A 26,144-nucleotide genomic window follows, 5' to 3' on the forward strand; every position below is an offset into this window, starting at 1 on the left:
GTTCTAGCAGTGTCCGAACCACAGAAGTCCGCGCGAGGTAGTGCCGCACTGCTCGGTCCCGTCGAGGTGCGGACACTGGCCGAACGCTTCGGCGTTCGACCTACCAAGCAGCTCGGACAGAACTTCGTGCACGACGGCAATACCGTGCGTCGCATCGTGTCCGCGGCGGGCGTCGGCGCGAAAGACACCGTGCTCGAGGTCGGACCGGGTCTGGGCTCGCTGACGCTGGCGTTGCTGGACGTGGTCGACCAGGTGATCGCGGTGGAAATCGACCCGGTGCTGGCCAACTACCTGCCCGAGACCGTCGCCGATCGCGCGCCGGATCTGGTGGGCAACCTGAAGGTCGTCGAGGCCGACGCGCTGCGGGTGCGCCCCGAGCAGTTGCCCGCGATGCCCACCGCGCTGGTGGCGAACCTGCCGTACAACGTGGCGGTGCCGGTGCTGTTGCACCTGCTGGCGACATTGCCCAGCGTGATGGTGTCGCTGGTGATGGTGCAGGCGGAGGTGGCCGATCGGCTGGCCGCCGAACCGGGCAACAAGGTGTACGGGGTGCCCAGCGTCAAGGCCGGTTTCTTCGGCAAGGTCAAGCGCGCGGGGCACGTGGGCACGCAGGTTTTCTGGCCGGTGCCGCGCGTGGAATCGGGTCTGGTGCGCATCGACCGGTATGTCGAACCGCCGTGGCCGATCGACGAGGCGCATCGTCGGCGGGTGTTCGAGGTGATCGACGCGGCGTTCGCGCAGCGTCGAAAGACATTGCGGGCAGCGCTTTCCGGCTGGGCGGGCACGCCCGCGGAGGCCGAGCGCCGACTCGTGGCGGCCGGTATCGACCCGACTGCTCGCGGCGAGACGTTGGATACCGCCGCATTCGTGCGGCTGGCGGCCACTACCTAGCTCAATGATGGGTTCCCGCACGGGAACCCGCAGTACACCGGCCGTTCATCGACGCTGCTGGTGTGCACTCTGTGAAAGCAATTGTGGATAACCGGTTTTCGCAGCGTTCCTACTTGATCATGTTCCGCGCGTAGTGCTCCCGGTCGCGCCAGGGAATTCGAGCCTTGACGTGCCTGTGTATGAATGTGGATGACGCTGTGGATGATTCGTTGCGCCTCGCGAACGGGGTGAACCCCCGGTGAACGTGGACGCGGCCACTGCGGCGCGTCGGCCGGGCTCGCTGCTGGGCGGGTCGCGCAGTCCCGCCCAGCAGCCCGAGATTCGTGCCTGGCGGTCAGGCGCTCAGCGCGTAACCGGCTTCGTCGACCGCGGCGGCCACCTCGGTGTCGGCCAGCTCATTCGCGCTGTCCACGCGCACGAGGCCGGTGGCGAGGTCGACGTCCACGCTGGTGACGCCGTCGATCTTGCCGATCTCCTCCTTGACCGAGCTCACGCAATGTCCGCAGGTCATCCCCGTGACGGTGTAGGTAGTGGTGGCCATGGCCGACTCCTTCGCTGTTCGAACATACGGTCCAGGGGTATGTCCCTGTCCTGCACGAACATACCCCCCACGGGTATTGCGCGCAACCCCTTCGCCCGACGGTCCGCGTTCGACGTGCGAACTAGTCGGTATAACCGATTACGCTTGGCAACTGTGTTGTCAGTTGTGCCCAGCCCGGTCGTCGTGCGAGCTCCGTCGAAGGTGAACCTGCATCTCGGAGTCGCTGATCTGCGTCCGGATGGGTATCACGATCTCACCACCGTTTTCCAGGCATTGTCGCTGGCCGACGACCTGCGCTTGGCCCCGGCGGCCTCGCTGACAGTGAAGGTCACCGGCGAAGGCGCCGCCGAGGTACCCACCGACCGCACCAACCTGGTCTGGAAGGCCGCGGTCCGCCTCGCCCACCTGGCCGGCCGTGCTCCGCTGGTCGAGATCGCCATCACCAAGGGCATCCCGGTGGCCGGTGGGATGGCGGGCGGCAGTGCCGACGCCGCCGCCGCGTTGGTCGGGCTGAACGAACTGTGGGACCTGGGGCTGTCGCGCGACGAACTGTCCAGCATCGCCGCCGAACTGGGCAGCGACGTCCCGTTCTCGCTGCACGGTGGCACCGCGCTCGGCACCGGTCGCGGTGAACGGTTGCTTCCGGTGTTGTCGCGCAACACTTTTCACTGGGTGCTCGCGCTGGCCAAGGAAGGGCTGTCGACACCGTCGGTCTTCCGCGAACTGGACCGACTGCGCGCCGAAGGTGACCCGCCGCGCCTCGGCGACCCCCAGAAACTCATGCAGGCCCTGGCCGCGGGCGACCCGCGCACGCTCGCCCCGCTGCTGGGCAACGACCTGCAGGCCGCGGCGTTATCGCTGAAACCGGAACTGCGCCGCACCCTGCGCGCGGGCGTCGGCGCGGGCGCGCTGGCCGGGCTGGTCTCGGGATCGGGCCCCACCTGCGCGTTCCTGTGCGAATCCGAGGAAGCCGCGATCGGCGTCGCCGCGGAACTGGCGGGCGCGGGCGTGTGCCGCAGTGTGCGCACCGCGAGCGGGCCGGTATCGGGCGCTCGGGTGCTCGATATCTCCTAACCAAACCCTCAGAAGGAACCAACCGGTTCTGAAAATCGGCTCCATACGTTGGTGTTCGTCGAAGCAATCAAGGCTTCCGGCGAAACCGAAGGAGCACAGGGATATGCGTAAGACCCTCACCACCAGCACCGTCCGTCGTCGTGTCGGCATGGCCGCCATCGGCGCCGCAGCGATCGCCGCCGTCGCCGTTCCCGGTGCGGCCTGGGCCAACGACGATGCCCCGCAGGAGCACAGCACGACCGTGGTTGCCGAAGGCGACGTGGACTTCCAGGAGATGAAGGCGCCCGATCGCAGCGTGACCGTCACCGCGAACGGTGACGTCGACTTCCAGGAGATGAAGGTCGGCACCATGGAGGCGAAGCCGGGCACCGCGCCCGAGGGCCACAGCGTCACCATCACCAAGGACGGTGAGGTCTCCTCCCAGGAGATGCAGCAGGGCGGCCCGCGGTCCGAGGTCAAGGTGCTGAACGTGTCGGCAGAGGAACTGCAGGCGATGATCGACAACGGCGAGGTCGTACCGGCCACGCCGATGCGCTGAACCACGGGCACACGGGTCGCGGCGTCGATGTGCGCTGATCACGCACATCGACCCCGGCCAGCGGCGCGGTCGGGGCGGTCGGGGCACGGTCCTCTATGATCGAGACCAATAGATCTTGTATGGACATGCTCCTGCGATCCATCGTCAGCCGCCGCCGCCCGCCTCCCCGCGCCCGAGTCCGGCCCACAGTCGCGGGGAGGCGGAACAGGCGAGCTTCCTATATGTCCAACCTGATCAACCTCGAGCAGGTCTCCAAGAGCTTTGGCGTGAAGCCTTTGCTGGATGACGTCTCCCTCGGTATTCACGCGGGGGAACGGATCGGGGTGGTGGGCCTCAACGGTGGCGGTAAGACCACGCTGCTCGAGGTCCTGACCGGACTGGAACCGCCGGACAAGGGCCGAGTCAGCCGGGTGGGCGGGCTGCGGATGGCCGTGGTCACCCAGCGCGGCGTGTTGCCCGAGGGCGCGAGCATCGGTTCGATCGTGTTCGCCGGCCTGTCCGATGATCTGTCGACCGCTGACATCGCCGATCACCAGTGGGCCGCCGATTCGCGCGTGCGCTCGATCCTGGAAGGCATCGGCATCGCCGATCTGGGTCTGGACACCCTGGTCACCAATCTTTCCGGTGGCGAACGCCGCCGCGTCGCCCTGGCCGCCGCGCTGGTGCGCGACCTGGACCTGCTGGTGCTGGACGAGCCGACCAACCACCTCGACATCGAGGGTGTGCAGTGGCTGGCCCAGCACCTGGTCGCCCGGCGCACCGCGCTGGTCGTGGTCACCCACGATCGCTGGTTCCTCGACACCGTGGCCAACCGCACCTGGGAGGTCGTGGGCGGCAAGGTCGAGGTCTACGAGGGTGGCTACGGCGACTGGATCTTCGCCCGCGCCGAGCGTGCCCGTCAGTCCGACGCCTCCGAAGCGCGCCGTCAGAACCTTGCCCGCAAGGAACTGGCCTGGTTGCGTCGCGGCGCCAAGGCCCGCACGTCCAAGCCGCGCTATCGCGTGGAGGCCGCCGAGGCCCTGATCGCCGATGTGCCCGCGCCGCGTGACTCGGTCTCGCTGGCCGCGTTCGCGCGCAAGCGGCTGGGCCGCGTGGTGATCGAACTCGAAGACGCCACGCTCACCACCCCCGACGGCCGGGTTCTGGTCGACGACCTCACCTGGAGCCTGGCGCCGGGCGAGCGGGTCGGTCTGGTCGGCGTCAACGGGTCGGGCAAGACCACCCTGCTGCGCGCGCTGGCCGGGGAGACCGAGCCCGCGTCGGGCAAGCGGATCCAGGGTCAGACCGTGCAGATCGGTTGGCTGCGGCAGGAACTGGACGACCTGCCCACCGACATGCGGGTGCTCGAGGCCGTGCAGCAGGTCGCGCAGCGAATCATGTTGGGCGACAAGGAGATCTCCGCCGGTCAGCTGGCCGAACGGCTCGGGTTCACCCCCGCCCGCCAGCGCACCCCGGTCGGCGACCTGTCCGGTGGTGAACGCCGCCGCCTGCAGCTGACCCGCATCCTGATGGCCGAACCCAACGTGTTGCTGCTCGACGAGCCGACCAACGACCTGGACATCGACACCCTGCAGCAGCTGGAAGACCTGCTCGACAACTGGGCGGGCACGCTGGTGGTCATCAGCCACGACCGCTACCTGGTCGAACGCATCTGCGACTCCACCTGGGCCCTGTTCGGCGACACCAAGCTCACCAACCTGCCCGGCGGCATCGACAGCTATCTCACCAAGCGCGCCGCCATGGCGGGCAACACCAAGCCGCTGACCGCGAAAACCGGTGGGGGATCGACGGATTCGTCGGACCGCCGCGCCGCCCGCAAGGAACTGTCGAAGGTCGAACGCAGCATCGCCAAGCTCGACGAGCGCGAACAGAAACTCCACAAGGCCCTGGCCGAAGCGGTCTCGGACTCGGACAAGCTGGTCAAGCTCGGCGCCGAGCTGAAGCAGGTCGTCGCGGAGAAGGAAGCCGCCGAAGAGCGCTGGATGGAACTGGCGGAGCTCGGCGAAAACTAGGTCGCGGTTTCGCGTCCCTCGTTGATGACCACGGGTAAACACGTCTGGACGAAATCGGCGCCGAATTCGGTGAGCAGGATGCTGCGGTAGCTCACCTTCGTGCCGAAACCGGGCCGCTTCAACGCTTCTCGCACCTGCTCCTGGGCCTCGATGACCTGGTAGCGGTGCGGGTTGCCGACGGGGTCGCGGGTGGACTCGATCAGGCCCAGTCTGCGCAGGTTGGGCAGGTATTGCGGCACCCGGTTCGGAAACCGCAGCCCCGCGTGTTCGCCCAGCATCGTCAGCCCGGTGATCAACCGCTCGCCGCCGAAGGCTCGCTGCCGGCCGGTGCGCACGTCGATGGACGGTTGCGCACCGTCGACGTGCAGGAATCGCAGGATCCGTGCCTCGTCGGGGGTGATCTCGGCGAGGATGCCCGCGTAGGCGGGATGGGTGTCGGGCTGTGCGGCATGCGTGCTGGCGGACAGGCGAAGCAGTTCCGCGCCCTGCTCGCGCAGGGTCGGCATACCGCCGTCGCCGTGCTGCTCGGTGCTGGTCGGAAGGCCCAATGCGTGCCGAAGTCGGTCGCGCACTTCGGTTTCCGCGTCGGCGAGCACTTCGTTGGGCGGTTGGCCCGCGAGGCTGCCGCGCAGCACCGTGACGGTGACCCCGAGCGCGGTGTCCAGTGTCCACAGCGTCATGCCCGAGGCCGCGGTCAGCGCGACTCGGGCTACGCCGGTGGCCGCGCGCACCGTCTTCGCCGGGGAGACGGGCCGTAGGCCGCGCTTTTCGCCGGAGACGTGCAGCGGCGGTACCGGTCGTCGCACCAGTTCGGTGGACGGGGTTCCGTCGTCTACATCCATGTAGTGGCTACTCCTGTTCCGAAGACCAGGATATGAGCGTATCCGGCGAGCAGCCCCAGCGCTCCGCCATGGACAAAAAGGAGCCATTCGTCCTGTTTGATCGCAGAACGCAACATGTCGACGAAGTCGTGCGGCGAGAGTGCGGACATTTGTCGGGCGATGTATTCGTTGACCTGCCTACCCTGTTGGGCGTTGAACTCCGGGTCGGCGAACGCCAGCGGCGCGATCGTCATGGCCTGGGCGGTGAGAGTTGTTTGCAGCGTGTCGTATTCGCGACTGCCGAGCATGAACTTCACTGCGGGCCGCGCGGGACCGAGTGCCCGGTCGGCGGCGGGGCGCAACGTGTCCTCGAGCATCTGCAGCGTGCGGTCCGAGCGCGGGCCGTTGAGCAGTTCGTCGCCGATATTGGCCACGGTGACAACCTGGGTAGACACCAAAGCCGCGTAGCCGGCGGTGATTTCGGGCTGACGCTTGATCAACAGACCCTGCCGCCACGGGCACCACCACTTCGGGGTGGCGGGCGCGAAGATCATGTTGATGCCGATCCAGTTCACCACCCAGCCGATGATGATCCCGCCGATCGGCAGTACCACCAGCGGCGACAGTGACGTGACGTGCAGCGCCAGCACCAACAGCAGGCCACAGGGGGCGCCGAAGTAGAAGCCGAAGTTCTGCATGAACCGCAGCTCCTTGGCGCCAAGCACCTGGAACAGCTGGTTGAGCAGTTGCGGTCGGGCCTGGAAGTAGCGGATCACCATCTGCTTCACGTCCAGCAGCTGGTCGATGTTGGCGCCGAGCTCGATGGTCAAGTCGCGCAAGATCTCCGGCAGTTGTGAGCGCACCCGCTCATGGATCATCTCGCGCACGCCGACGGGCAGGTTGTACCAGAGCTGCGGGTGTTCGCGGCGCAGGATCACCTCGACGATGTCGCGGATCTGCGCGTCGGCCACCTCGGCCAGATGTTCGGCCAGCTTCTCCGGGTCCAGTTCGCGATAGAAGTCGGAAACACTGCCCAGCTTGGACAGTCCCTTGTCGACCGCGATGCTGGCCATCTTGTCGGCGCGCGAGGGCACGATGCCCTGCCAGCCGATCCGGCCGTCGTAGCTGAGCAGCGGCAATACCTGGATCCGCTTGGGCAGGTAAGGGAAGATCGCGCGCAGGCCCGGCAGTCGGACGCCGTGGAATTGAATCGGCTGGAACAGCATCAAAATGCCGGACCAGTTGGTGATGTAACCGATAATTCCTGTGAAAAGAGGAATGGTCACAACTTCTAGCAGGAGTGTCGGGTGTAACCCGAACACACTCTCCAACACGACGCGCCCTCCTGCCGATACCCGGTGACCACCGCCTCACCGAGAACCAAAATTTATCACCCCCGCGGCGAGGTGACCCTACTGTGAGATAGGGAACCGGGTCCATTCGTCGTGTGCCAGCACACAGGGTAGTGTCTGAGACATCAGTCACAGAACCTGTCCGCAATGGCGTACTCGCGGTGGCGAGTCGGGAACAATGACCATCACCACATTTCGTGACAGGCCACAACTGACACGCACAGGGGGCGTGCGGGTGGCAGCAGCTTTGTTCACTGGCGAGATTTCGGAGTAGGACGTGACAGACGACAGGACCGGTCAGGACCTGGCCCGTGCCGGTACCCGCGCCGTCGAGCGCAGCTCAGATGTCGAGCAGCGACAGATCAGCAACGAAGCACGGTTGATCCGTGGCGTGTTCCGCGCCGCCGGATTGGCCGCAGGCACCGCGGTGCGCGGCAGCCAGTGGGCGGTGGGCACCACCTATGAAGTGACCAAGGAACTGGCCCAGGCGGCCTTGGACGGGGAATCCTCGGCCGATATCGCCGAGCGCACCGGCAACGCGTTGCGTTCCATCGCGCGCAGCGCACTCGGTGTCACCGAGGGGTCGGTGCGCGAGATCGTCAGCTATGTCCCCACGCCCAACGGGGCGTCCCAGCAGGCCATCACCGTGGGCCCGTACCTGCGTTCGGCCACCACCGACGAGCTGCGGCGGCGCGGCGACGCCCTGCTGGCCCGTTCGGCCGACGTGTACTTCACCGAAGACGTCCACCCGGCCTACGACCGCATCCTCGACGAGGTCGCCCCCGACGAGGCCCGCATCCTGCGGTTCATGGCCCTGAACGGCCCACAACCGTCGGTCGACGTGCGCACCAACCGCCCGCTGGGCATCGGCTCGGAGCTGGTGCAGGGCGACCTGACCTCGGTGCCCGAGCAGGCCGGCGTGCGGTACCCCGATCGCGCGCGGTCGTATCTGATCAACCTCAATCGACTGGGTCTGACGCTGACCTCCGACGATCCGGTGGTGTTGAGCCGGTACATGGTGCTGGAAGTACAGCCCGTGGTCGAGCAGGCGTTGAAGAAGGCGGGGCGCGCGCCGAAGATCGTGCGCAAGAGCCTGCGCCTGTCGGAATTCGGTGAGGATTTCTGCCGCACCTGCTTCACCATCGGGTAGCTCAGACACCTGTCACGGCCGACGCCGGAGGTCACACTCCGGTGTCGGCAGTGATAGCGATCTGATACAGATCCGGCGGCGCGCCGTTTTCGGTGGGATCGTGGAGGGATGGATCAGGGTCCCGAAACTCCGAACGTGCACGTCGACGAGGTTGTCGCGCCCGCGTGGATCGGCCCTGCTCCGTTGCTTCCCGGTGACGACGAGCCGTTGGTCGCCGGGCTGGACTCGGGGGAGGCATGGATGGAGTCGACGCCACCGGAAGACGAGCAGTTACCTCCGCCGCCGCCGCGACCGCCGGATCATCCCGACGATCTCATCGCGATCAGCAGGCTGAAGTTCCGCTATCTGCGCACCCTGGACACCAAGTCGTGGGACGAGTTCGCCGACACGTTGATCCCCGAGGCCACCGCCACCTACAGCGAATACCTGCAGTTCGAGTCGCGCGAGGCCTTCCTGGCCTTCCTGCGCAACACGCTCGGACCGCACGTGATCACCGAACACCGCTGCGACCACCCCGAGATCGATGTCGACGGCGATACCGCCACGGGCACCTGGTACCTGGCCGACACGGTGATCATCCCCGAACACAACATGTGCCTGCGCGGCGCGGCCTTCTACACCGACGCGTACGTCCGCTGCGACGACGGGCACTGGCGCATTTCGCACACAGGGTACGAGCGCACTTACGAAGTGGTGCTGTCGCTCAGCGATCTGCCCAGCCTGCGACTGACCGCCAGTCGCTGGGGAATGATCGCGCAGGAGAACCACATCTCGTCGGTAGAGCGCAACCCCGGCCCCGCAGCCTGAATTTTTTGGCGGCTGGCGCCGCGGGGTTTGCGCCCCCTTGTGTCCCGCTGTTGCGGGCACGATTTTTGTTCCTTCGTCGCAAAAATCGCACCCGCAACAGCGGGACGGGCGCAAACCCACCCAGGCTCGGCCGTCTGGGACAGTTAGTCGGCCGCGGCGACCAGCGGTTCCAGCGTGAGCTTCGGGTGTTCCTTCTCGATGTACTGCAGCCGCCACTTGTCGCTGAACAGTGCCAGAATCGCGCCGTCGGTGCGGGTGAACACCTCCACCCCACGCTGCCGATCCAGCTCGGGCGCGGACTCCGCGTCGGTGCGTCGGGCCAGCGTGAACGGCAGGAAGTCCAGCTGCGTTTCGACGTTGAACTCGCCCTGCATGCGGGCGGTGACCACTTCGAACTGCATCGGACCGACCGCGGCCAGCACCGGCGTCGCGTCGCCGCGGGCATCGTTGCGCAGCACCTGCACCACGCCCTCGGAGTCGAGCTGGTCGATGGCCTTGCGGAACTGCTTGTACTTGCCCGCACTCTGCGCGCGCAGGGTCGCGAAATGCTCGGGCGCGAAGCTGGGGATCGGCGGGTATTCGACCTTCTTCTCCACGAACAGCGTGTGCCCGGGAGCCAGCGCGGTCGCGTTGACCAGGCCGACGACGTCGCCGGGGTAGGCGGTGTCGACCGTGGTGCGTTCGCGGCCGAACACCGTGAGCGCGTACTTGGTGGCGAACGGGCGACCGGTCTGCGCGTGCGTGACCACCATGCCGCGTTCGAACTCACCGGACACGATCCGCATGAACGCCAGTCGGTCGCGGTGCGCGGTGTCCATACCGGCCTGCACCTTGAACACCACGGCGCTGAACGGATCACCGGTGGTGCGTTCCTTACCGGCGATATCGGCGCGCGCACCGGGCGCGGGCGCCAACTCGACCAGCGTCTCGAGCAGTTGCCGCACACCGAAATTCAGCATCGCCGAGCCGAAGATCACCGGCGAGGTCTGACCCGCCAGGAACATTTCCTGATCGTGGTCCTGACCCGCCGCCGACAGCAGTTCGCTCTCCTCGACCGCGGTCGTCCACGCCTCTTCCTCGCGCGCTTCCGCTTCGTCGGGGGTGAGGTATTCCTCGGGGGCGATCGTGGCACCACCGGCGGTACGGGTGAAGTGGATGTACTGCTGCGCCTCGCCCTCGGGCCCGCGACGCAACAGGCCACGGAAATCGCCCGCGATGCCGACCGGCAGGAACAGGGGAGTGGGCGTGAGGCCGATCCGCTCGCTGATCTCGTCGAGCAGGGCGAGGGGATCCTGGCCGGGGCGGTCCCACTTGTTGATCACGGTGATCACCGGAATGCCGCGATGGCGACACACCTGGAACAGTTTCAGCGTCTGCGGCTCGAGGCCTTTGGCCGCGTCGATCAGCATCACCGCGGCGTCGACAGCGGTGAGCACCCGGTAGGTGTCCTCGGAGAAATCGGAGTGACCGGGGGTGTCGACCAGGTTGATCACATTGTCGATATCGGACCCGGCGGCCCGGTAGTTGAACTGCAGCGCGGTCGAACTCACCGAGATACCGCGCTGCTTCTCCATCTCCATCCAGTCCGACACCGTCGACTTGCGACCGGCCTTACCGTGGATCGCGCCCGCCTCGGAGATCATCCTGGCGTGGAGCGCGAGCGCTTCGGTCAACGTCGACTTACCCGCGTCGGGGTGCGAGATCACGGCGAACGTACGCCGACGGGCCACCTCGGCGGGCAGCCCGCGTGGGGTGGTGGCGACGACTTCTCCGGACTCGGTCAACGGACGGGACCTTTCGCAGTGGACGGCAACCTATCCAGCGTAGTGGGCGGACCTATCGCCAGGTCGTCGGGGTGTGCGCCCTGATTTTTCCCGGCGATGCGGGTGCGGTATGGTTGGCGGGTTGTCTCGGCGAGGGTGAGTGCCCGTTTGGTGCGCACACCGTGATCGACGCGGCTCGGCTGAAGTATTTGGGCCGTCCTCGTTCGTTCCTTCGTCCGACGAGCAGACCTTGACCCCGCCAGTTGGGTCACCCATGACCAGCCGTAGGAGCGCATTCAGTATGTCCGACGCCAATCTGATCGAAGCCGCCGTCCGCACCGAATTCGGTAAGGGCGCCGCTCGCCGTACCCGTCGCGACGGCAACGTGCCCGCCGTGCTGTACGGCCACCACGCCGAGCCGCAGCACCTGTCGCTGGACGCCAAGGCGTTCGCCAAGATCCTGCGTCTGCACGGCACCAACGCCATCCTCAACCTGCAGATCAACGGCGAGCCGCAGCTGGCGATGACCAAGTCGGTCGTCGTCCACCCGATCCGTCGCTACATCGAGCACGCCGACCTGCTGATCGTCAAGCGTGGCGAGCGCGTCACCACCGACGTCAACGTCGTGGTCGTCGGCGAGGCCACCTCCGGCGCCCTGATCACCCAGGAACTGAACACCCTGTCGATCGAGGCCGACGCGATGAACCTGCCCGAGACCATCGAGGTCTCGGTCGACGGCATCGCGCCCGGCACCCAGATCCTGGCCGGCACCATCGCGCTGCCCGAGGGTGTCACCCTCGCCGGTGACCCGGAGGCGCTGATCGTCAACGTCATCGAGGCGCCGTCCGCGTCGCAGCTCGACGACGAGGGCGAAGGCACCGCCCCCGACGCCGTCACCGCGGAGACCGCTCCCGAGACCGCGTAACACCGCACACTACGATTCGGGCAATGACCGCCGAATCATCTGGGCCCGCGCTCGTAGTCGGACTGGGCAACCCCGGCCCCGAATACGAGCGCACCCGCCACAATGTGGGCTTCCTGGTCGCCGACGTGCTCGCGCAGCGCGTCGGCGGCCGTTTTGCTGTGCACAAGAAGTCCGGCGCCGACCTGCTGCAGGCGCGACTGGACGGCCGTCAGATCCTGATCGCGAAGCCGCGCACGTACATGAACCTGTCCGGGCGGCCGGTCGCGGCGCTGGCGAAGTTCTTCTCGGTGCCCGTGGATCAGGTGATCGTGGTGCACGACGAACTGGATCTGCCGTTCGGGACGTTGCGGCTCAAGCAGGGCGGTGGTGAGGGTGGGCACAACGGGCTGCGGTCGATTTCGCAGGCGTTGACCACCAAGGAGTACCTGCGGACCAGGATCGGGATCGGGCGTCCGCCTGGTCGGCAGGATCCTGCTGATTATGTGTTGAAGCCGTTTTCGGGGCCGGAGCGAAAAGAGGTTCCGGTGATCGTGGAGCAGGCTGCTGATGCGGTGGAGTTGTTGTTGAAGGTGGGGCTGGAAGCGGCGCAGAACAGCTTGCATTAAGCCTGGGGGCTGCGGATACCGCAGCCCCGTCAGCGTTACCGCAGGTGGACCGCGGTGGCGGCTCGGCGGAGTTTTCCCGAGGAGGTTTTCGGGAGTGCGCCGGGGCCGAGGACGGCGACGGTGCGGGGGCGCGCGCCTACTTCGGCGAAGACCTCGTGCACGATCTCCTTTTCGATTCGCTTGACCTCGTCGGGGAGTTGATAGTCGTTGGATTCGACTACCACGGCGAAGCTTTCGCGCTTTTCGCCCGCGTCCAAGCGTACCGCTACTGCGTTGCCGGGACGCACGCCCGCTACGCGCAGGGCCGCGCGTTCGATGTCGGTGGGGTAGATGTTGCGGCCGCCCATGATGATGACGTCCTTCATGCGCCCGCACACGACCATCAGGCCCTCTTCGGTGAAGTAGCCGATGTCGCCGGTGTCGAGCCAGCCGTCGGCGTCCTGGGCGGGGCGGAAGCCGTCGACGGTGACGTAGCCCGAAGTGACTGCGGGGCCGCGCAATTCGATCACGCCGACCGAGCGGACCGGCAGCGGTTGACGTTCGGCATCGACGACCCGGCCTTCCAGATCGTCGACCAGGTGACCCAGCGTCGGCAGCTTGCGGGGGGTGCCGTGGTGGCCGTCCTCGGCGATGGGCACGGCTTTGCCGACGGCTTCGAGCAGGTCCGCGTCGATGATGTCCAGAACCTGGCCGTGGCCGGGGTCGGGGATCGACACGGCCAAGGTGGTTTCGGCCATGCCGTAGACCGGCGTCAGGGCCATCGGGTTGAGGCCGAACTGTTGCCCGGCCGCGGCGAGCGCGGTCATGGTGTCGGGGTCCACGGGTTCGGCGCCGTTCCACATGTAGCGCACGCTGGACAGGTCCATGGTGCCCGGCTCGGCCTGTCGCAGGCGTCGGGCCAGCAGCGAGTACGCGAAATTCGGTGCGGCGGTGACGGTTCCGCGATATTTGTGGATCAGCTCGGCCCACAGCAGTGGCCTGGCCAGGAAGTCCAGCGGCGTCACGCACACCACTTCGGCGCCGAATTGCATTGGCACGCTGAGGAATCCGACCATGCCCATGTCGTGGAACAGCGGTAGCCAGCTGACCATCACGTCGTCGTCGGGCTGGAACTTCACCCGGTTGAACATCGCGTAGGCGTTGACGTAGAAGTTGCCGTGGGTTATTCGCACCGCCTTGGGCGATCCGGTGGACCCAGAGGTCAACTGCTGCAACGCGATATCGCCTTCGACGGTCGGCACGGGGTCGGTATCGGCGCCGTGGTGCAGGTCCTCGATCCGCACCACGGTGATCCCGCGTTCGCGCAGCACCGGTTCGGCGGCGGCGAACGGCGCACCGAGAACCACGGCCTTCGCCTCGATCATGCGCAGCACCGTTTCGGTGTCGCGCACCCAGACCTCGAGGTCGGTGCGTGGCGTGGGCTGATGCAACATCGTGATCGACGCGCCCCGCATCCAGATGGCCTGGCAGGACGGCGCGATATCGACCGGCAGACCGGCCAGCACGCCGACCGCGTCACCGTGCCCGATCCCGGCCGCGGCCAGACCACCCGCCATATGTCGCGCCTGACTATGGATCTCCCCCCAGGTCTGCCGTAATGGCGACTCCGGCTCTCCGGTGACCAGCCCCTTCGTGCTGGTCAACGCTGTGCCAAACATTTCGTCGGTGAACCTGCTCAACGTCGGTCTCCCTTTACGCCAACGATCGGTTACGGCCGTACCTTGAAGAAATCCCGCCCTGCCCCGCCGGTATCGATCCGGACCGACCCTCCAGCACCCCTGCTGAGTCAGTCCCTCGCAGCAAAGCTCGCTGCGTAGCGGTCTACATATGGTCTACCCGATAACGTGGCAATCTCCCGCATCAGCAGGTCCGTTGCCGCTCTGACCTGGGCGTGCTGCACAGCTGCGAGATCGCACTTCGCAGCTGCGGGATAGTGCCGAGCGGGATGGACGGTGACACGTACCTTGGTGAAACGCAACAGTTTCCGACCGCGAGGATTCATGCGATCGGTACCGTCCAAGACCACCGGCACCACCGGCGCCCCGGTAGCCATGGCAACGCGCAACACCCCGGTCCGTCCACGATAGACCTTCCCATCCCGCGACCGTGTCCCCTCCGGATGAATTGCCCACACCCCACCCCGCCCGACAATCCCGACAGCCGCCGCCAACGCACCAGCCGCCGCATCCCCACCGGCCCGATCCACCGGCACCTGACCTGCGGCGGTGAAGAACCACCGCTTGAACCGTCCGCGCAACCCCGTGCCCGCGAAATACTCCTGTTTCGCGAGGAAGGTGAGGCGCCGGGGGATCACCAGGGCGAGGTATAGCGAGTCCACGACGGCCAGGTGGTTGGCGGCGATGATCACCGGTCCTGTGCGTGGAATGTGTTCCAGCCCTTCGACCTGCGGGCGGCCGAGTAGGCGAAGTATCGGGCCGATGAGGACGTATTTGCACAGCAGGTACCACACGGGGTTGCCCTTCCGTAGACAGTGTCTACCGAACCCTAGTAGACACTGTCTACCGGTGCCATGGATCGAGCGATCGCGGCGGTGTGCAGAATTGCCGGTATGCCTGAACCCTTGCGCGAGCGCCTGATCGACGTCGGCGTCGATCTGCTCGAGACCGAGGGGTTCGGTGCGCTCGGGCTGCGGGCCATCGCGCGAGCGGCGGGGGTTTCGCACGGGGCGCCTCGGCGGTGGTTTCCCACGCATGCGGCGCTGTTGGCCGCGATCGCCGGGCGGGGGTTCGGGGAGTTGCGGGAGCGGTTCGTGGTGCTCGGCGCGATCGAGGATCCGCGGGAGCGGTTGCGGCGGATGGCGGTGGATTATGTGGATTTCGCGGTGACGCGGCCGCAGATGTTCACGCTGATGTTTCGGCACGATCTGCTGGCGGGGGCCGGGGAGAATCTGCGGGCGGTCACGAAGCCGCTGTATGGGCAGGTGGTCGAATTGGTGACGGAAGTGACGCCCGAGTCCGCGCCGCAGCGGGCACTGGCGCTGTGGACCAATGTGCATGGTTTGGCCACGATCGCTGTCAATCGGAGCTTGGAAATCGTTGCGCCCGAGCAGGATCCGCGGGTGCTCGCGGATCGGATCGTCCGCGAGCATCTCGCCAGGGTCTAGCGGGTGAGGTCGGCCAGGATGGTGACGAAGCGGTCCAGGTCCTCCTGGGTGACGAAGTAGTGCGGGGAGGCGCGCAGGATGGCGGGGAGGGCGCGTTCGGTCATGTCGAACAGGGTGGAGCCCGCGTGGCTGACGGTGACGGTGATGGCGTGCTCGGCCAGGCGGTCGCGCAACTGTTCGGGGTCGTGGCCGTCGACGGTGAACGAGACGATGCCGCTGTGCTCGGTGCCCAGGTCGCGCACGGTGACGCGGGGGATTTCGGGCAGGGTTTTGCGCAGGTAGTCCGCGCGGGTGGCGATGGCTTCGTAGACCTGCGTGGGTCCCAATTCCAGCAGGTAGTCCACGGCGGCGCCAAGGCCGAGGCGCGCGGCATACCCGGCTTCCCAGAATTCGAAGCGGGAGGCGTCGGGGGCGAGGCGGTACTCGTCGGGGCGCACCCATTCGGCGCTGTGCAGGTCCAGGCGCGCGGGTTCCATCGACTGCGCCAATTCCGCACGCACATACAGGATTCCGGTGCCGCGAGGGCCGCGCAGCCACTTGCGTCCGGTGGTCGACATGGCGTCGACGCCGAGCTCGGTGACGTCGATGGGCAGCTGACCGGTGGATTGACAGGCATCCAGCAGGACCAGTGCGCCCGCTTCGTGGGCGATTCTGGTGGCTTCCGCGACGGGGTTCACGAGGCCGCCGTTGGTGGGTGCGTGCTGCAGCGAAACCAGTTTCACGCGCTCGTCGAGCATGGTCGCCAAGGCGTCGGTGTCGAGGCGGCCGGTGTCGTCGCTGGGAATGCGCTCGACCGTGGCCCCGGTCTGCTTCGCGCGCTGCAGGGCGGCGATCGCGTTGCTGGCGTAGTCGGCACCGGAGAGCAGGATCCGGTCGCCGGGATTCAGGGGCACCGAGTAGGCGAAATCGGCCCATGACCGGGAAGCGCTGTCGCTGAGCGCGATGGTGTCCGCGGAGGTTCCGAGCAGCGTGCCGATCGAGGTCTTCACCTTGTTCAGGTCGTCCAGCCGCTCGTTAGCTGCCTGGTAGCCACCGATCGCGGCTTCGCGCCGCAGGTGCGCGATCATCGTGTCGAGCACGACCTCGGGCGGCAGCGACGATCCGGCACTGTCGAGGAAGACGTGACCGGGCGAAAGTCCTGGGATGGCGGCTCTGATCGCGGCGAGATCCAACATGGCCCCGACCTTAACGCCTTCGAACCGTTGTCCTCATCGCCATTTTCTGTCGGTGGGCGTCGCTACTCTGGAATGAGCGAAACGCAGGTTCCCCGGCAGCACGCAGCACGTGGAGGTTGGTATGGCGGTCACCCTGGAACGTTCTTCGTGGCCCGATTACGCGCCTGACCAGGGCGAACTATCGTCGCGGGTGGCCGCGGAGGCGTACGTCGGCGGCGTCTGTTTCAAGCTCGGACCACCTGCGCTGATCGGCGCCGAACTGGAGTGGCTCACCGCCGGACCCACCGGTTCCCGCCCCTCGTTGCAGCAACTGGCCGCGGCCCTCGGGTCGCACGCACCGACCTCCATCGCCCCCGATTCCGCGGCCGTTCCACTGCCCGGCGGGAGCATGGTCACCATCGAACCCGGTGGTCAGATAGAACTTTCCAGCGCACCGTTCGCCGATCCGGCCGCGCTGACACAGAATTTGCGCGCTGATGCGACCCGTTTGCGGGAGTTGCTCGCCGCCCGTCAGATCAGCATTTTCGCCGCCGCCGCCGACGCGGGCCGTCCCGCGCAACGCTTGCTGCGGATGCCCCGGTACACGGCGATGGAAGACCGTTTCGGCGGCGTCGGCCCGTTCGGCGCCCTGATGATGTGCAATACCGCTGCCACGCAGGTCAGCGTCGATGCCGGCGCCGATCCCGCCGAAGTGCGAGCCCGCTGGACCGCCCTGTACGTGCTCGGCCCCACGCTCATCGCCGCCTTCGCCTGCTCGCCGCGCCTGCACGGCGTCCCGCCCGGTGACTGGGCATCGCAACGAATGCGCACCTGGTTGCGCCTCGATCCCTCACGCACCCGACCCCCGGTCGCCGATTGGGCCGACCCGATCACTTCCTACGCGCATTGGGCCCTCGACGTTCCCCTGTTGTGCGTGCGCTGCACCGACCTCGACGCCGACTGGTCCCCGCCGCCCGGCGCCACCTTCGCCGACTGGTTGTCCGGCGCGCTCGATGACGAGGTGGGCCGTCGCCCGACCCGCGCCGACCTGGACTACCACCTGACGACCCTGTTCCCGCCGGTCAGAGCCTCCGGCCACCTCGAAGTCCGCTACCTCGACACGCAACCCGGCGAAGGGTGGACAACGCCGATCTCGCTGTTCGACGCGCTGCTGTCGACGCCCGCTGTCGTGGCTGAGGCGACTGGTCTCGCCGCGCCGACGGCAGGGGAGTGGTTGACTGCGGCCCGCCGCGGACTAGCGGACCCGCAATTGCGCCGCGCCGCTGTAGATGTGCTGGAGCTCGCGGCCGCTCATGCGCGAACTCCCTCTGCGGCAATGGAATTGGCGCGCGCTGCGAACCGGTGCAGGGCGGGCCGCAGTCCGCTGGCCGAGGTCGCCTCGTCAGGCAGCGGTGCAGGCGGACCGCGGTGAGTCCATCGTCGTCTGGGCGTGGTCCGTCGGCCACCGTCTGCCCGCACACCCACCGTGGACGCGTGCGGACGAGCTCCACGACCGCTGCACCGCCCGAAGTCATTGTCGAACAATCTGTTTCGGAGCCGCACTCGTGACACTTTTCGCCCCCGCCGACCACAGTCATCGCGACCGAATGCGCGCCAGGATCGCCGACGTCCTGTCGCGTGCGCGTCGACGCACCACCTTGCTCACCGACAGCGTGGACGAAGCCGATCTCGTCGCGCAGCATTCGCCGCTGATGTCGCCGCTGGTCTGGGATCTCGCGCATATCGGGAACCAGGAAGAGCTGTGGTTGGTGCGCGATGTGGGCGGGCGCGAGGCGGTGCGCGCCGATATCGACGAGCTGTACGACGCGTTCAAGCATGCGAGGTCGAACCGGCCTTCGCTGCCGTTGCTGAATCCCGAACAGGCGCGCGGCTATATCGGCTCGGTGCGCGACAAGGTTCTGGACGTGCTGGATTCCAGCGACCTGACCGGTAATGAGCTGGTGGACAACGGCTTTGCCTTCGGCATGGTGGCCCAGCACGAGCAGCAGCACGACGAGACCATGCTCGCCACGCACCAATTGCGAATCGGCGCGCCGGTGCTGTCGGCACCGCCCGCCCCCGTCGCGCAGGTACAGGTCGGCGGTGAAGTAGTCGTTCCCGCAGGCGAATTCGTGATGGGCACCTCCGCTGACCCGTGGGCGCTGGACAACGAACGCCCCGCGCATCCGGTGCACGTCGAGGGCTTCGCGATCGATGTCGCCCCGGTGACCAACGAGCAGTACCTCGCGTTCATCGACGACGGTGGTTACGACCGCCCCGAACTGTGGTCGGAACGGGGCTGGGCGCATCGGGAAGAGGCGGGGTTGGTCGCACCGCAGTTCTGGGAACGCGACGGCGACCGGTGGACCCGCATGTCCTTCGGCGCACGAATCCCGTTGCGGCCCAAACAACCTGTGGTGCACGTGTGTTGGTTCGAAGCGGAGGCCTACGCCCGCTGGGCAGGCAAGCGACTACCGACCGAGACCGAATGGGAGAAGGCGGCCCGCTTCGACCCGAAAACAGGTGCGTCCCGGCGGTATCCGTGGGGTGAGGACGAACCCGCCGCACACCTGGCCAACCTCGGCCAACGCCACCTGGAACCCGCCGAGGTCGGCGCCTACCCCGCCGGCGCGTCGGCGACCGGCGTGCACCAGCTCATCGGTGACGTCTGGGAGTGGTGCGCTTCCGGTTTCGAGCCGTACCCCGACTTCCGGGCGTTCCCGTACCCCGAGTACTCGAAGGTCTTCTTCGGCGGTGACTACCGCATCCTGCGCGGCGGCTCCTTCGGCACCGACGAGGTCGCCTGCCGCGCCACTTTCCGCAACTGGGACCACCCCATCCGCCGACAGATCTTCGCCGGCTTCCGCCTGGCCCGAGACCTGCGCGAGGACGAACGCTGATGTGCAGACACCTCGGATACGTCGGCCCGCCCGTGCGTGTCGGCGAACTGATGATGCGCGGCCCTCACTCGCTGTACGTCCAGTCCTGGGCGCCGAGCGAGATGCGCGCGGGCGGCACGATCAACGCCGACGGATTCGGTGCCGCGTGGTGGCGTCGCTCGGACGTCGAGGGCGCCCGCGACACCGTCGCCCGCTACCGAAACCAGGCCCCCATCTGGACCGACCCCGCCGTCGCCGAGGTCCTGGGCCACCTCGAATCCCGCTCGGTGATCGCCGCCGTCCGCTCGGCCACCATCGGTATGCCGATAGAACGCAACGCCTGCGCCCCCTTCACCGACGAACACTGGGCCTTCAGCCACAACGGTGTCGTCCCCGACTGGCGAACAATCCTCGTCGCAGTCCTGGCCGACCTCAACGAGGTGTTCGCAGCCGCGCTGCCTCCTGCGACCGAATCCTCCGATCGCCGCGCGCTATTCAGTTCGCCCGCCGTCCTCTTGGAGGCGGAGTCGCTCACCGATTCCGCCGCACTATGGGTGCTGTTGCGTGGCCTACTCGCGGCGATCACACCCGAAGGCCCGGTCACCTCCCCGGCCGACGCCCTACAGCTGCTCGTCGCGACCGTCCTCCGACACCAACCGACTGCCCGCTTGAACCTGTTGCTAGGCAACGGAGTTCACCTGTGGGCCACCACCTGCTGGCACTCCCTGTCGGTCCTGGTTGCCGACGACTACACCGTGCTGTCCTCCGAACCCTACGACGCCGACCCGCGCTGGCAGCCCATCGCCGATCACCACCTGATCACCGCCACCCCCGGCCACTGCACCATCACCGAGCTCCACGCTCTCGAAAGCCCCACAACCGAAAGGGCCCGTTCATGACCGCGCCGCTGCTGGACATCCACCTCACCGACGACGATCTCACCACGGCCTTACGCACCGATGCCCGCACCGGCCTGACCGCGACCCCGAAGTCCTTGCCCCCCAAGTGGTTCTACGACGCACGCGGCAGCGAACTGTTCGAGCAGATCACCGAACTGCCCGAGTACTACCCCACTCGCACCGAACGCGCCCTGCTCGAACGCGTCGTCGGCGAGATCGCCCAGGCCGCGCGCGCAGAGGTGCTGGTCGAACTGGGTTCGGGCTCGGCCGCCAAGACCCGCCTCCTGCTGGACGCGCTCACCGCCGAGGGTTCGCTGAAAACCTATGTTCCGCAAGATGTCTCCGCATCCGCGCTGAAAGGCGCAGCAGACCAGATCGCGGCCGAATACCCGAACCTGTCCGTGCACGGCGTGGTCAGCGACTTCACCGACACCCTGCACAACCTGCCCCGCGGCGGCCGCCGCATGATCGCCTTCCTCGGCGGCACCATCGGCAACCTGATCCCCGCCGAACGCGCACAATTCCTGGCAGGCATCAACGAGGTCCTCGAGCCCGGCGAACTCCTGCTGCTGGGCGCGGGCCTGGTCATCGACCCCGCCGTCCTCGTCCCCGCCTACGACGACGCCGCAGGCGTGACCGCCGAGTTCAACCGCAACGTCCTGCACGTGCTCAACAACCGCCTCGACGCGAACTTCACCCCCGAAAAATTCGACCACATCGCCATCTGGGACCCCGAAAACGAGTGGATCGAAATGCGCCTACGAGCCACCGAACCGATGACCGCCACCATCAAAGCCCTCGACCTCACCGTCGAATTCACCGCAGGCGAAGAAATGCGCACCGAGATCTCCGCCAAGTTCCGCCCCCAGTCCCTCACCGAAGAACTGGACAAAGCAGGCTTCACCCCCACCCGAACCTGGACCGACCCCGACAACCGCTTCATCCTGGCCCTGGCCGAACGCCGCTGACCCCCGCGGTCACCGACCGCGGCGAACAGCAGAGAGGACGAACTACAGGTCGAGTTCGTCGGCGAGGTATTCGCCGCTGATCAGGTTTTCGTCGCCTTCCAGGTCTTTTTCGACGCCTTCTTCGCCGTTGATGCGGTCGTCGTCGAAGAGGTCGCCGTCGACGTTGTCGTCGCCGACGACGCGCATCGCGACTTCTTCGGCGGGGCGCTCGTCCTCTTCCATCGCCTCGTGGCGGGCGCCGCGTTCGGAGTACTCCTCGGAGACTTCCTCGTTGATGCCGAGAAAGCCGTCGGCGTCGGCTTCGTGGTTGCGGATCACGTAGTCGGCGGGCGGGTCCTCCACGTAGCGCTCGTACTCGACGATCTCGTCGGCTTGTTCGTCGTCGCCCATGTCCATGTCCAGCGGTTCACGGCTCATGGGTTCCAGTATCGGCCTCGAAGGGCCATCCGTCACGAACCACGCCCGTCAGTCGACGCCTTCCAGGACCGCGGCGAACCACTCGACCAGCGGTCGCAGCTCGTTCCAGGCGCGGCGGATTTCTTTCGCGGCGGCGGGGGTGGGCAGCCAGTCGGGTGCGCCGAAGTCGCGGTGCACGGTCAGCGATTTGTAGCGGAGCAGGTCGATGCGGGGGTGGTCGGCGGGGTAGCCGCGCGGTTTGGTTTTGAGCTTGTCGTCGCCGAGTGCGAAGCCGGCGGCCGAGGTGGAGGCCAGGATCTTCTCGAGTTCCGGGCCTCTCACGTCGTCGTCGATCGTGGCTCGCAGGACGGCCAAGGCGGCGGTCGAAGGACGGAAGCAACCGCCCGCGATGAACAAGCCCGCCGCCCCGATCTGCACGTACCAGCCGACGCCGGGCGCGACGCCGGCCACCGCGCCCTGGTGGGTTTTGTAGGGCAGCTTGTCGGCGGAGAACCGGACATCACGGTAGGGCCGGAAGATCTTCGCCTGCCCGAACTCCGCCGCGAGTTCGGCGGTCAGCGCGACCATCGGCGCGCGCACCGCCTCGTCGTACACGTGTTTGTGCGCGTTCCAGAAGGCCTTGGAATTGTCAGCCTCGAGATCTTCGTAGAAGTCCAGGCCGGTGAGCGGGAATCCGGTGAAAGCGTCCATCGGTGCGGGTGTCTCAGTCCTGTTCGGGGATCAGTGCGGCGTCGAAGAAGTAGATCCGGATCGCCAGGCCCGCCAGCAGCGCGGTCAGTGCCGCGATCGCGGACCAGTACCCGAGCTTCTCACCCTTCTTGTGGGCGTACAGGCCGAAGCCGATGCCGAGCACGCCGAAGATGATCGGGAACAGCAGCAGCGCGATCGTCGCGAAAACGAACGCGACCATCGACCAGGTCTGTCGTCCGGGGGTGCCGGAATCGGTGTCGTCGGTGTCGGACGGCAGGCCGCCGTAGTCGACCTGGGGTCGTTCGGGGTGTTTGTGGTCGCCGGGCACACCCGACGCATCGGGGGCCGTCTCCGAGACAGCATCGGACAGCGAATACGACACCGCGGGTCGCTGCGGCTTCTTGTCCTCGGCGCGCCGGTCCGCGGACGTCGGCGCGGTATCGAAGATCGAAAAAGTCACCTCGGACTGCCCCTCGTCCGACGAACTCTGCTCGGCAGGTTCGTCGACCGCTGAGTACGACACCTCGGGCCGCTCGTGCTGCCCCAACGGCTTGCGCCGCACACCCTGCCGCGGAAGTTCGGACTTCGAAGACAGCTCGCGCCGCGCTGATGCGTCGGGCTTCGCGGAGGTCTCGGGTTTCGCGGATGACTCGTCCTGCCCAGATGGCTCAGGTTTGGCGTGGCGAGGCCGATGCTCGGCAGGCGAATCGGGGTCCTGCGGTGTGCTCATCGAAACCTCCCTGGTCGGGGCGATCGGTGCAACTAACCGCTACCAGTATCGCCCGCCGCACCCCCGCAACCCCCGATCGGCCACACCAACGCGATAACGACCGGCCCCGACGACGAGCACACCCGACCGTCCCCGAACCGACGCGAGGCACCCGTGAGCGGGGATTCCATACCGAGGATTGCCAAAAGCGGGAAAACCCGTCCGCGGGATATCCAGGAGCGGGAAACAGCACCACCAGAAACGGCCCCCCGGCGAATGCCGAAGGGCCGTGCTGGAGGTCGAAAGACTAGGCGTTGCCGTTGAACAGGCCGGTCACGGAACCGTTCTCGAAGACCTCACGGATGGTGCGTGCCAGCAGCGGCGCGATCGACAGCACCGTCAGCGTCGGGAACTTCTTGTCCTCGCTGATCGGCAGCGTGTTGGTGATGACGACTTCCTTGGCACCACAGTTGGCCAGCCGCTCGGCGGCCGGATCGCTGAGCACGCCGTGCGTGGCCGCGATGATCACGTCGCCGGCGCCGGCTTCCTTGAGCACCTTCACCGCACCGGCGATGGTGCCACCGGTGTCGATCATGTCGTCGATCAGCACGCAGGTGCGGCCTTCGACGTCACCGACGACGCGGTTGGACTTCACCTGGTTGGGTACCAGCGGGTCGCGGGTCTTGTGGATGAACGCCAGCGGCGTGCCGCCGAGCGCGTCGGCCCACTTCTCGGCGACCTTCACGCGGCCCGCGTCGGGGGAGACGACCGCGAGGTTGTCCGACGGGTAGTTGGTGCGGATGTAGTCCGATAGCTGCACCAACGCGTGCATGTGATCGACGGGGCCGTCGAAGAAGCCCTGGATCTGGTCGGTGTGCAGGTCGACGCTGATGATGCGGTCGGCACCGGCGGTCTTGAGCAGATCGGCGACCAGACGAGCCGAGATCGGCTCGCGGCCACGGTGCTTCTTGTCCTGGCGCGCGTACGGGTAGAACGGCAGCACCGCGGTGATCCGCTTGGCCGAACCGCGCTTGAGCGCGTCGATCATGATGAGCTGTTCCATCAGCCACTGGTTCAGCGGCGCGGGGAAGCTCTGCAGCACGAAGGCGTCGGAACCGCGAACCGACTCCTCGAACCGCACGAAGATCTCGCCGTTGGCGAAATCGGTCGCGGTCTGCGGCGTGATGTCGACGTCGAGTTCCTTGGCGACCTGCTCGGCCAGCTCAGGATGTGACCGGCCGGCGAAGAGCATCAAGTTCTTCTGGTTGTCGATCGAGAACGCGGTCACTGCTGGTTGCCATCCTTTTGCTCGATTGTCTTCGAAGACGTCTCGTCTGCCGCGATGGCTTCCGCCGCCGCGCGCGCCGCAGCGGTTCCTGGACGGTTGCGCTGCACCCAGTTGTCGAAGTTGCGCTGTGGTCCACCCGACACGGCAAGTGCGCCCGGTGGAACGCTTCTGCGCAGTACAGTACCCGCCCCCGTATAGGCCCCGTCACCCACGGTGACCGGCGCGATGAACATGGTGTCGCTGCCGGTTCGCACGTGGGAACCGACCACAGTGTGGTGCTTGGTCACCCCGTCATAGTTCACAAAAACGCTGGACGCGCCGATGTTGCTGTGCTCGCCGATGGTCGCGTCGCCGACGTAGGTGAGGTGCGGCACTTTCGAGTGGGCACCGATCGAGGCGTTCTTGGTTTCGACGAACGCGCCGAGTTTGCCTTCCTCGCCCACCACGGTCCCGGGCCGCAGGTAGCTGAACGGGCCGATGGACGCGCCGTCGCCGATCTGGGCGTGCGTGCCGTGCGTGCGCACCACGCTCGCGCCGGTCCCGACGAGCACGTCGGTGAGCGTGGTGTCGGGTCCGATCTCGGCGTCCTCGCCGATCTCGGTGGTGCCGAAAAGCTGGGTACCCGGCCGCAATACGGCGTCGCGGCCGATCCGCACGCTCGCATCGATCCAGGTCGAGGCCGGGTCGATGATCGTCACGCCCGCGCGCATGTGGCGTTCGAGGATGTAGCGATTGAGAGTGGCGCCCGCCTGCGACAGCTGCACCCGGTCGTTCACACCGGTGACCTTGTTCGAGTCGATCAGCCGCGCGCCGTGCACGGGATGACCGGCCTCGCGGGCCAGGCGCAGCACGTCGGTGAGGTACAGCTCGTGCTGGGCGTTGGCGGTGGACAGCCGCCCGATCATGGTCCGCAGCACCGACGCGTCGAACGCGTAGACGCCGGAGTTGACCTCTTTGATCTTGGCCTGCGCGGGGGTGGCGTCGGCGTGCTCGACGATCTCGGCGACCTGGCCGTCGTCGTCGCGCACGATCCGGCCGTAGCCGTTGGCGTCGTCGGGTACGAAGGTCAGCACCGTCACCGCGGGGCGGTCGGCATAGCTGCGGTGCTCGTCGAGCAACGCGGAAAGAGTGTGTCCGTCCAGCAACGGCACGTCGGCCGAGGTCACGAGCAGGTCGCCGTCGAAGTCCGCCGGGATCGATCCCAGTGCGCACTGCACCGCGTGGCCGGTTCCCAGCTGCTGTTCCTGCAGCGCGCACACGATCTCACGGCCGAGTTCCTTGCCCACATCCGCCACGGCGGCACTGACCTTCTCGCGGTCGTGCCCGACAACGGTGATCAGGTGGGTCGGATCGATCTCGACGGCGGCGTGCAGCGCGTGCGACAGCATCGAACGGCCTGCTAAGGGGTGCAGCACTTTCGGAGTCTTCGACCGCATTCGCGTTCCTGCACCTGCTGCGAGAACGACGACGGCGGTCTGCGGTGGCATGGATCTCCCTCGGCTGCCTGTCAGCGAGTGCTGTGGCGGGTTCGGTCGGT

The 26,144-nt window shown here is 67.0% G+C and carries 25 protein-coding genes; 13 read left to right on the plus strand and 12 right to left on the minus strand.

Going from position 1 to position 26,144, the window contains the following annotated elements:
• Positions 1–9 precede the first annotated feature (9 nt).
• Positions 10–891, plus strand: a complete 882-nt coding sequence (gene rsmA / locus ACFWVD_RS00880) for a 16S rRNA (adenine(1518)-N(6)/adenine(1519)-N(6))-dimethyltransferase RsmA (RefSeq protein ID WP_379239836.1) — start codon at positions 10–12, stop codon at positions 889–891.
• 334 nt (positions 892–1,225) lie between these two features.
• On the opposite strand, the gene ACFWVD_RS00885 is transcribed toward rsmA, so the two are convergent.
• On the minus strand, positions 1,226–1,432 hold the full coding sequence (locus ACFWVD_RS00885) for a heavy-metal-associated domain-containing protein (protein ID WP_379239837.1): 207 nt from the start codon (positions 1,430–1,432) through the stop codon (positions 1,226–1,228).
• A 153-nt stretch (positions 1,433–1,585) separates the two neighbouring features.
• On the opposite strand from ACFWVD_RS00885, the gene ACFWVD_RS00890 reads away from it, so the two are divergent.
• The 3 genes from ACFWVD_RS00890 (at position 1,586) to ACFWVD_RS00900 (ending at position 5,056) form a co-directional block, all read left to right on the plus strand.
• Positions 1,586–2,506, plus strand: coding sequence for a 4-(cytidine 5'-diphospho)-2-C-methyl-D-erythritol kinase (locus tag ACFWVD_RS00890; RefSeq protein ID WP_379239838.1), 921 nt, complete (start codon positions 1,586–1,588; stop codon positions 2,504–2,506).
• 103 nt (positions 2,507–2,609) lie between these two features.
• Complete coding sequence (locus ACFWVD_RS00895) at positions 2,610–3,044, plus strand: hypothetical protein (RefSeq protein ID WP_379239839.1); 435 nt, start codon at positions 2,610–2,612, stop codon at positions 3,042–3,044.
• A gap of 221 nt (positions 3,045–3,265) precedes the next feature.
• On the plus strand, positions 3,266–5,056 hold the full coding sequence (locus tag ACFWVD_RS00900) for an ABC-F family ATP-binding cassette domain-containing protein (protein WP_379239840.1): 1,791 nt from the start codon (positions 3,266–3,268) through the stop codon (positions 5,054–5,056).
• On the opposite strand, the gene ACFWVD_RS00905 is transcribed toward ACFWVD_RS00900, so the two are convergent.
• Together ACFWVD_RS00905 and ACFWVD_RS00910 are read right to left on the minus strand one after the other, a co-directional pair.
• Entirely contained in the window at positions 5,053–5,898 is an 846-nt protein-coding gene (locus ACFWVD_RS00905) for an Abi-alpha family protein (RefSeq protein ID WP_379239841.1), read from the minus strand. The genes ACFWVD_RS00900 and ACFWVD_RS00905 overlap by 4 nt on opposite strands.
• The gene (locus ACFWVD_RS00910) at positions 5,889–7,163 is read right to left on the minus strand and encodes a hypothetical protein (protein ID WP_379239842.1); all 1,275 of its coding nucleotides are present in this window, start codon (positions 7,161–7,163) and stop codon (positions 5,889–5,891) included. Before ACFWVD_RS00910 ends, ACFWVD_RS00905 begins: the two co-directional genes overlap by 10 nt.
• 343 nt (positions 7,164–7,506) lie before the next feature.
• Here ACFWVD_RS00910 and ACFWVD_RS00915 point away from each other — a divergent pair, with 343 nt between their 5' ends.
• Complete coding sequence (locus tag ACFWVD_RS00915; protein ID WP_379239843.1) at positions 7,507–8,379, plus strand: Abi-alpha family protein; 873 nt, start codon at positions 7,507–7,509, stop codon at positions 8,377–8,379.
• 315 nt (positions 8,380–8,694) lie between these two features.
• Positions 8,695–9,186, plus strand: coding sequence for a nuclear transport factor 2 family protein (locus tag ACFWVD_RS00920; RefSeq protein WP_379240928.1), 492 nt, complete (start codon positions 8,695–8,697; stop codon positions 9,184–9,186).
• A 143-nt stretch (positions 9,187–9,329) separates the two neighbouring features.
• Here the strand turns inward: ACFWVD_RS00920 and ACFWVD_RS00925 are convergent, their stop codons facing one another.
• Positions 9,330–10,970 carry a peptide chain release factor 3 gene (locus ACFWVD_RS00925; RefSeq protein WP_379239844.1) on the minus strand — a complete coding sequence of 547 codons (1,641 nt, stop codon included), beginning with the start codon at positions 10,968–10,970 and terminating at the stop codon, positions 9,330–9,332.
• 280 nt (positions 10,971–11,250) lie between these two features.
• Here ACFWVD_RS00925 and ACFWVD_RS00930 point away from each other — a divergent pair, with 280 nt between their 5' ends.
• Both ACFWVD_RS00930 and pth read left to right on the plus strand, forming a co-directional pair.
• A complete protein-coding gene (locus tag ACFWVD_RS00930) occupies positions 11,251–11,874 on the plus strand; it encodes a 50S ribosomal protein L25/general stress protein Ctc (protein ID WP_379239845.1) in 624 nt (207 codons plus the stop codon).
• 23 nt (positions 11,875–11,897) lie between these two features.
• The gene (gene pth / locus ACFWVD_RS00935) at positions 11,898–12,479 is read left to right on the plus strand and encodes an aminoacyl-tRNA hydrolase (RefSeq protein ID WP_379239846.1); all 582 of its coding nucleotides are present in this window, start codon (positions 11,898–11,900) and stop codon (positions 12,477–12,479) included.
• Between the two features lie 35 nt (positions 12,480–12,514).
• On the opposite strand, the gene ACFWVD_RS00940 is transcribed toward pth, so the two are convergent.
• Together ACFWVD_RS00940 and ACFWVD_RS00945 are read right to left on the minus strand one after the other, a co-directional pair.
• Positions 12,515–14,158, minus strand: coding sequence for a fatty acyl-AMP ligase (locus tag ACFWVD_RS00940; protein ID WP_379239847.1), 1,644 nt, complete (start codon positions 14,156–14,158; stop codon positions 12,515–12,517).
• A gap of 107 nt (positions 14,159–14,265) precedes the next feature.
• Positions 14,266–14,949 (minus strand): lysophospholipid acyltransferase family protein, encoded by a 684-nt coding sequence (locus ACFWVD_RS00945; protein ID WP_379239848.1) that lies wholly within the window; start codon positions 14,947–14,949, stop codon positions 14,266–14,268.
• A gap of 99 nt (positions 14,950–15,048) precedes the next feature.
• Here ACFWVD_RS00945 and ACFWVD_RS00950 point away from each other — a divergent pair, with 99 nt between their 5' ends.
• Positions 15,049–15,603 carry a TetR/AcrR family transcriptional regulator gene (locus ACFWVD_RS00950; RefSeq protein ID WP_379239849.1) on the plus strand — a complete coding sequence of 185 codons (555 nt, stop codon included), beginning with the start codon at positions 15,049–15,051 and terminating at the stop codon, positions 15,601–15,603.
• On the opposite strand, the gene ACFWVD_RS00955 is transcribed toward ACFWVD_RS00950, so the two are convergent.
• Positions 15,600–16,778: an aminotransferase class V-fold PLP-dependent enzyme gene (locus tag ACFWVD_RS00955; protein WP_379239850.1), complete on the minus strand. Its 1,179-nt coding sequence runs from the start codon at positions 16,776–16,778 to the stop codon at positions 15,600–15,602. The genes ACFWVD_RS00950 and ACFWVD_RS00955 overlap by 4 nt on opposite strands.
• Positions 16,779–16,899: 121 nt before the next feature.
• On the opposite strand from ACFWVD_RS00955, the gene egtA reads away from it, so the two are divergent.
• The 4 genes from egtA to egtD all read left to right on the plus strand — a co-directional run bounded on the left by egtA (position 16,900) and on the right by egtD (position 21,503).
• A complete protein-coding gene (gene egtA, locus ACFWVD_RS00960; RefSeq protein ID WP_379239851.1) occupies positions 16,900–18,189 on the plus strand; it encodes an ergothioneine biosynthesis glutamate--cysteine ligase EgtA in 1,290 nt (429 codons plus the stop codon).
• 175 nt (positions 18,190–18,364) lie between these two features.
• Complete coding sequence (egtB, locus tag ACFWVD_RS00965; protein WP_379240929.1) at positions 18,365–19,657, plus strand: ergothioneine biosynthesis protein EgtB; 1,293 nt, start codon at positions 18,365–18,367, stop codon at positions 19,655–19,657.
• Entirely contained in the window at positions 19,657–20,535 is an 879-nt protein-coding gene (locus ACFWVD_RS00970) for a class II glutamine amidotransferase (protein WP_379239852.1), read from the plus strand. The genes egtB and ACFWVD_RS00970 overlap by 1 nt, the downstream gene beginning before the upstream one ends.
• On the plus strand, positions 20,532–21,503 hold the full coding sequence (gene egtD, locus ACFWVD_RS00975) for an L-histidine N(alpha)-methyltransferase (protein WP_379239853.1): 972 nt from the start codon (positions 20,532–20,534) through the stop codon (positions 21,501–21,503). The genes ACFWVD_RS00970 and egtD overlap by 4 nt, the downstream gene beginning before the upstream one ends.
• A gap of 42 nt (positions 21,504–21,545) precedes the next feature.
• On the opposite strand, the gene ACFWVD_RS00980 is transcribed toward egtD, so the two are convergent.
• The 5 genes from ACFWVD_RS00980 to glmU form a co-directional block, all read right to left on the minus strand.
• The gene (locus ACFWVD_RS00980) at positions 21,546–21,920 is read right to left on the minus strand and encodes a hypothetical protein (RefSeq protein ID WP_379239854.1); all 375 of its coding nucleotides are present in this window, start codon (positions 21,918–21,920) and stop codon (positions 21,546–21,548) included.
• A 48-nt stretch (positions 21,921–21,968) separates the two neighbouring features.
• A complete protein-coding gene (locus ACFWVD_RS00985; protein WP_379239855.1) occupies positions 21,969–22,610 on the minus strand; it encodes a DUF2461 domain-containing protein in 642 nt (213 codons plus the stop codon).
• A gap of 13 nt (positions 22,611–22,623) precedes the next feature.
• Positions 22,624–23,340, minus strand: coding sequence for a hypothetical protein (locus ACFWVD_RS00990; protein ID WP_379239856.1), 717 nt, complete (start codon positions 23,338–23,340; stop codon positions 22,624–22,626).
• Between the two features lie 286 nt (positions 23,341–23,626).
• Positions 23,627–24,607: a ribose-phosphate diphosphokinase gene (locus ACFWVD_RS00995; protein ID WP_379239858.1), complete on the minus strand. Its 981-nt coding sequence runs from the start codon at positions 24,605–24,607 to the stop codon at positions 23,627–23,629.
• Positions 24,604–26,094, minus strand: a complete 1,491-nt coding sequence (glmU, locus tag ACFWVD_RS01000; protein ID WP_379239859.1) for a bifunctional UDP-N-acetylglucosamine diphosphorylase/glucosamine-1-phosphate N-acetyltransferase GlmU — start codon at positions 26,092–26,094, stop codon at positions 24,604–24,606. The genes ACFWVD_RS00995 and glmU overlap by 4 nt, the downstream gene beginning before the upstream one ends.
• Positions 26,095–26,144 lie beyond the last annotated feature (50 nt).

Source organism: Nocardia sp. NPDC058666 (assembly GCF_042714895.1).
Taxonomy (GTDB): domain Bacteria; phylum Actinomycetota; class Actinomycetes; order Mycobacteriales; family Mycobacteriaceae; genus Nocardia.

Excerpts from the sequence above, each read along its gene's own strand:
- ACFWVD_RS00885 (WP_379239837.1), bottom strand. The coding sequence starts at position 1,432 with ATGGCCACCACTACCTACACCGTCACGGGGATGACCTGCGGACATTGC.
- ACFWVD_RS00895 (WP_379239839.1), top strand. The coding sequence starts at position 2,610 with ATGCGTAAGACCCTCACCACCAGCACCGTCCGTCGTCGTGTCGGCATG.
- ACFWVD_RS00900 (WP_379239840.1), top strand. The coding sequence starts at position 3,266 with ATGTCCAACCTGATCAACCTCGAGCAGGTCTCCAAGAGCTTTGGCGTG.
- ACFWVD_RS00905 (WP_379239841.1), bottom strand. The coding sequence starts at position 5,898 with ATGGATGTAGACGACGGAACCCCGTCCACCGAACTGGTGCGACGACCG.
- ACFWVD_RS00930 (WP_379239845.1), top strand. The coding sequence starts at position 11,251 with ATGTCCGACGCCAATCTGATCGAAGCCGCCGTCCGCACCGAATTCGGT.
- pth (WP_379239846.1), top strand. The coding sequence starts at position 11,898 with ATGACCGCCGAATCATCTGGGCCCGCGCTCGTAGTCGGACTGGGCAAC.
- ACFWVD_RS00950 (WP_379239849.1), top strand. The coding sequence starts at position 15,049 with ATGCCTGAACCCTTGCGCGAGCGCCTGATCGACGTCGGCGTCGATCTG.
- ACFWVD_RS00955 (WP_379239850.1), bottom strand. The coding sequence starts at position 16,778 with ATGTTGGATCTCGCCGCGATCAGAGCCGCCATCCCAGGACTTTCGCCC.
- egtA (WP_379239851.1), top strand. The coding sequence starts at position 16,900 with ATGGCGGTCACCCTGGAACGTTCTTCGTGGCCCGATTACGCGCCTGAC.
- egtB (WP_379240929.1), top strand. The coding sequence starts at position 18,365 with ATGCGCGCCAGGATCGCCGACGTCCTGTCGCGTGCGCGTCGACGCACC.
- ACFWVD_RS00970 (WP_379239852.1), top strand. The coding sequence starts at position 19,657 with ATGTGCAGACACCTCGGATACGTCGGCCCGCCCGTGCGTGTCGGCGAA.
- egtD (WP_379239853.1), top strand. The coding sequence starts at position 20,532 with ATGACCGCGCCGCTGCTGGACATCCACCTCACCGACGACGATCTCACC.
- ACFWVD_RS00980 (WP_379239854.1), bottom strand. The coding sequence starts at position 21,920 with ATGAGCCGTGAACCGCTGGACATGGACATGGGCGACGACGAACAAGCC.
- ACFWVD_RS00985 (WP_379239855.1), bottom strand. The coding sequence starts at position 22,610 with ATGGACGCTTTCACCGGATTCCCGCTCACCGGCCTGGACTTCTACGAA.
- ACFWVD_RS00990 (WP_379239856.1), bottom strand. The coding sequence starts at position 23,340 with ATGAGCACACCGCAGGACCCCGATTCGCCTGCCGAGCATCGGCCTCGC.
- glmU (WP_379239859.1), bottom strand. The coding sequence starts at position 26,094 with ATGCCACCGCAGACCGCCGTCGTCGTTCTCGCAGCAGGTGCAGGAACG.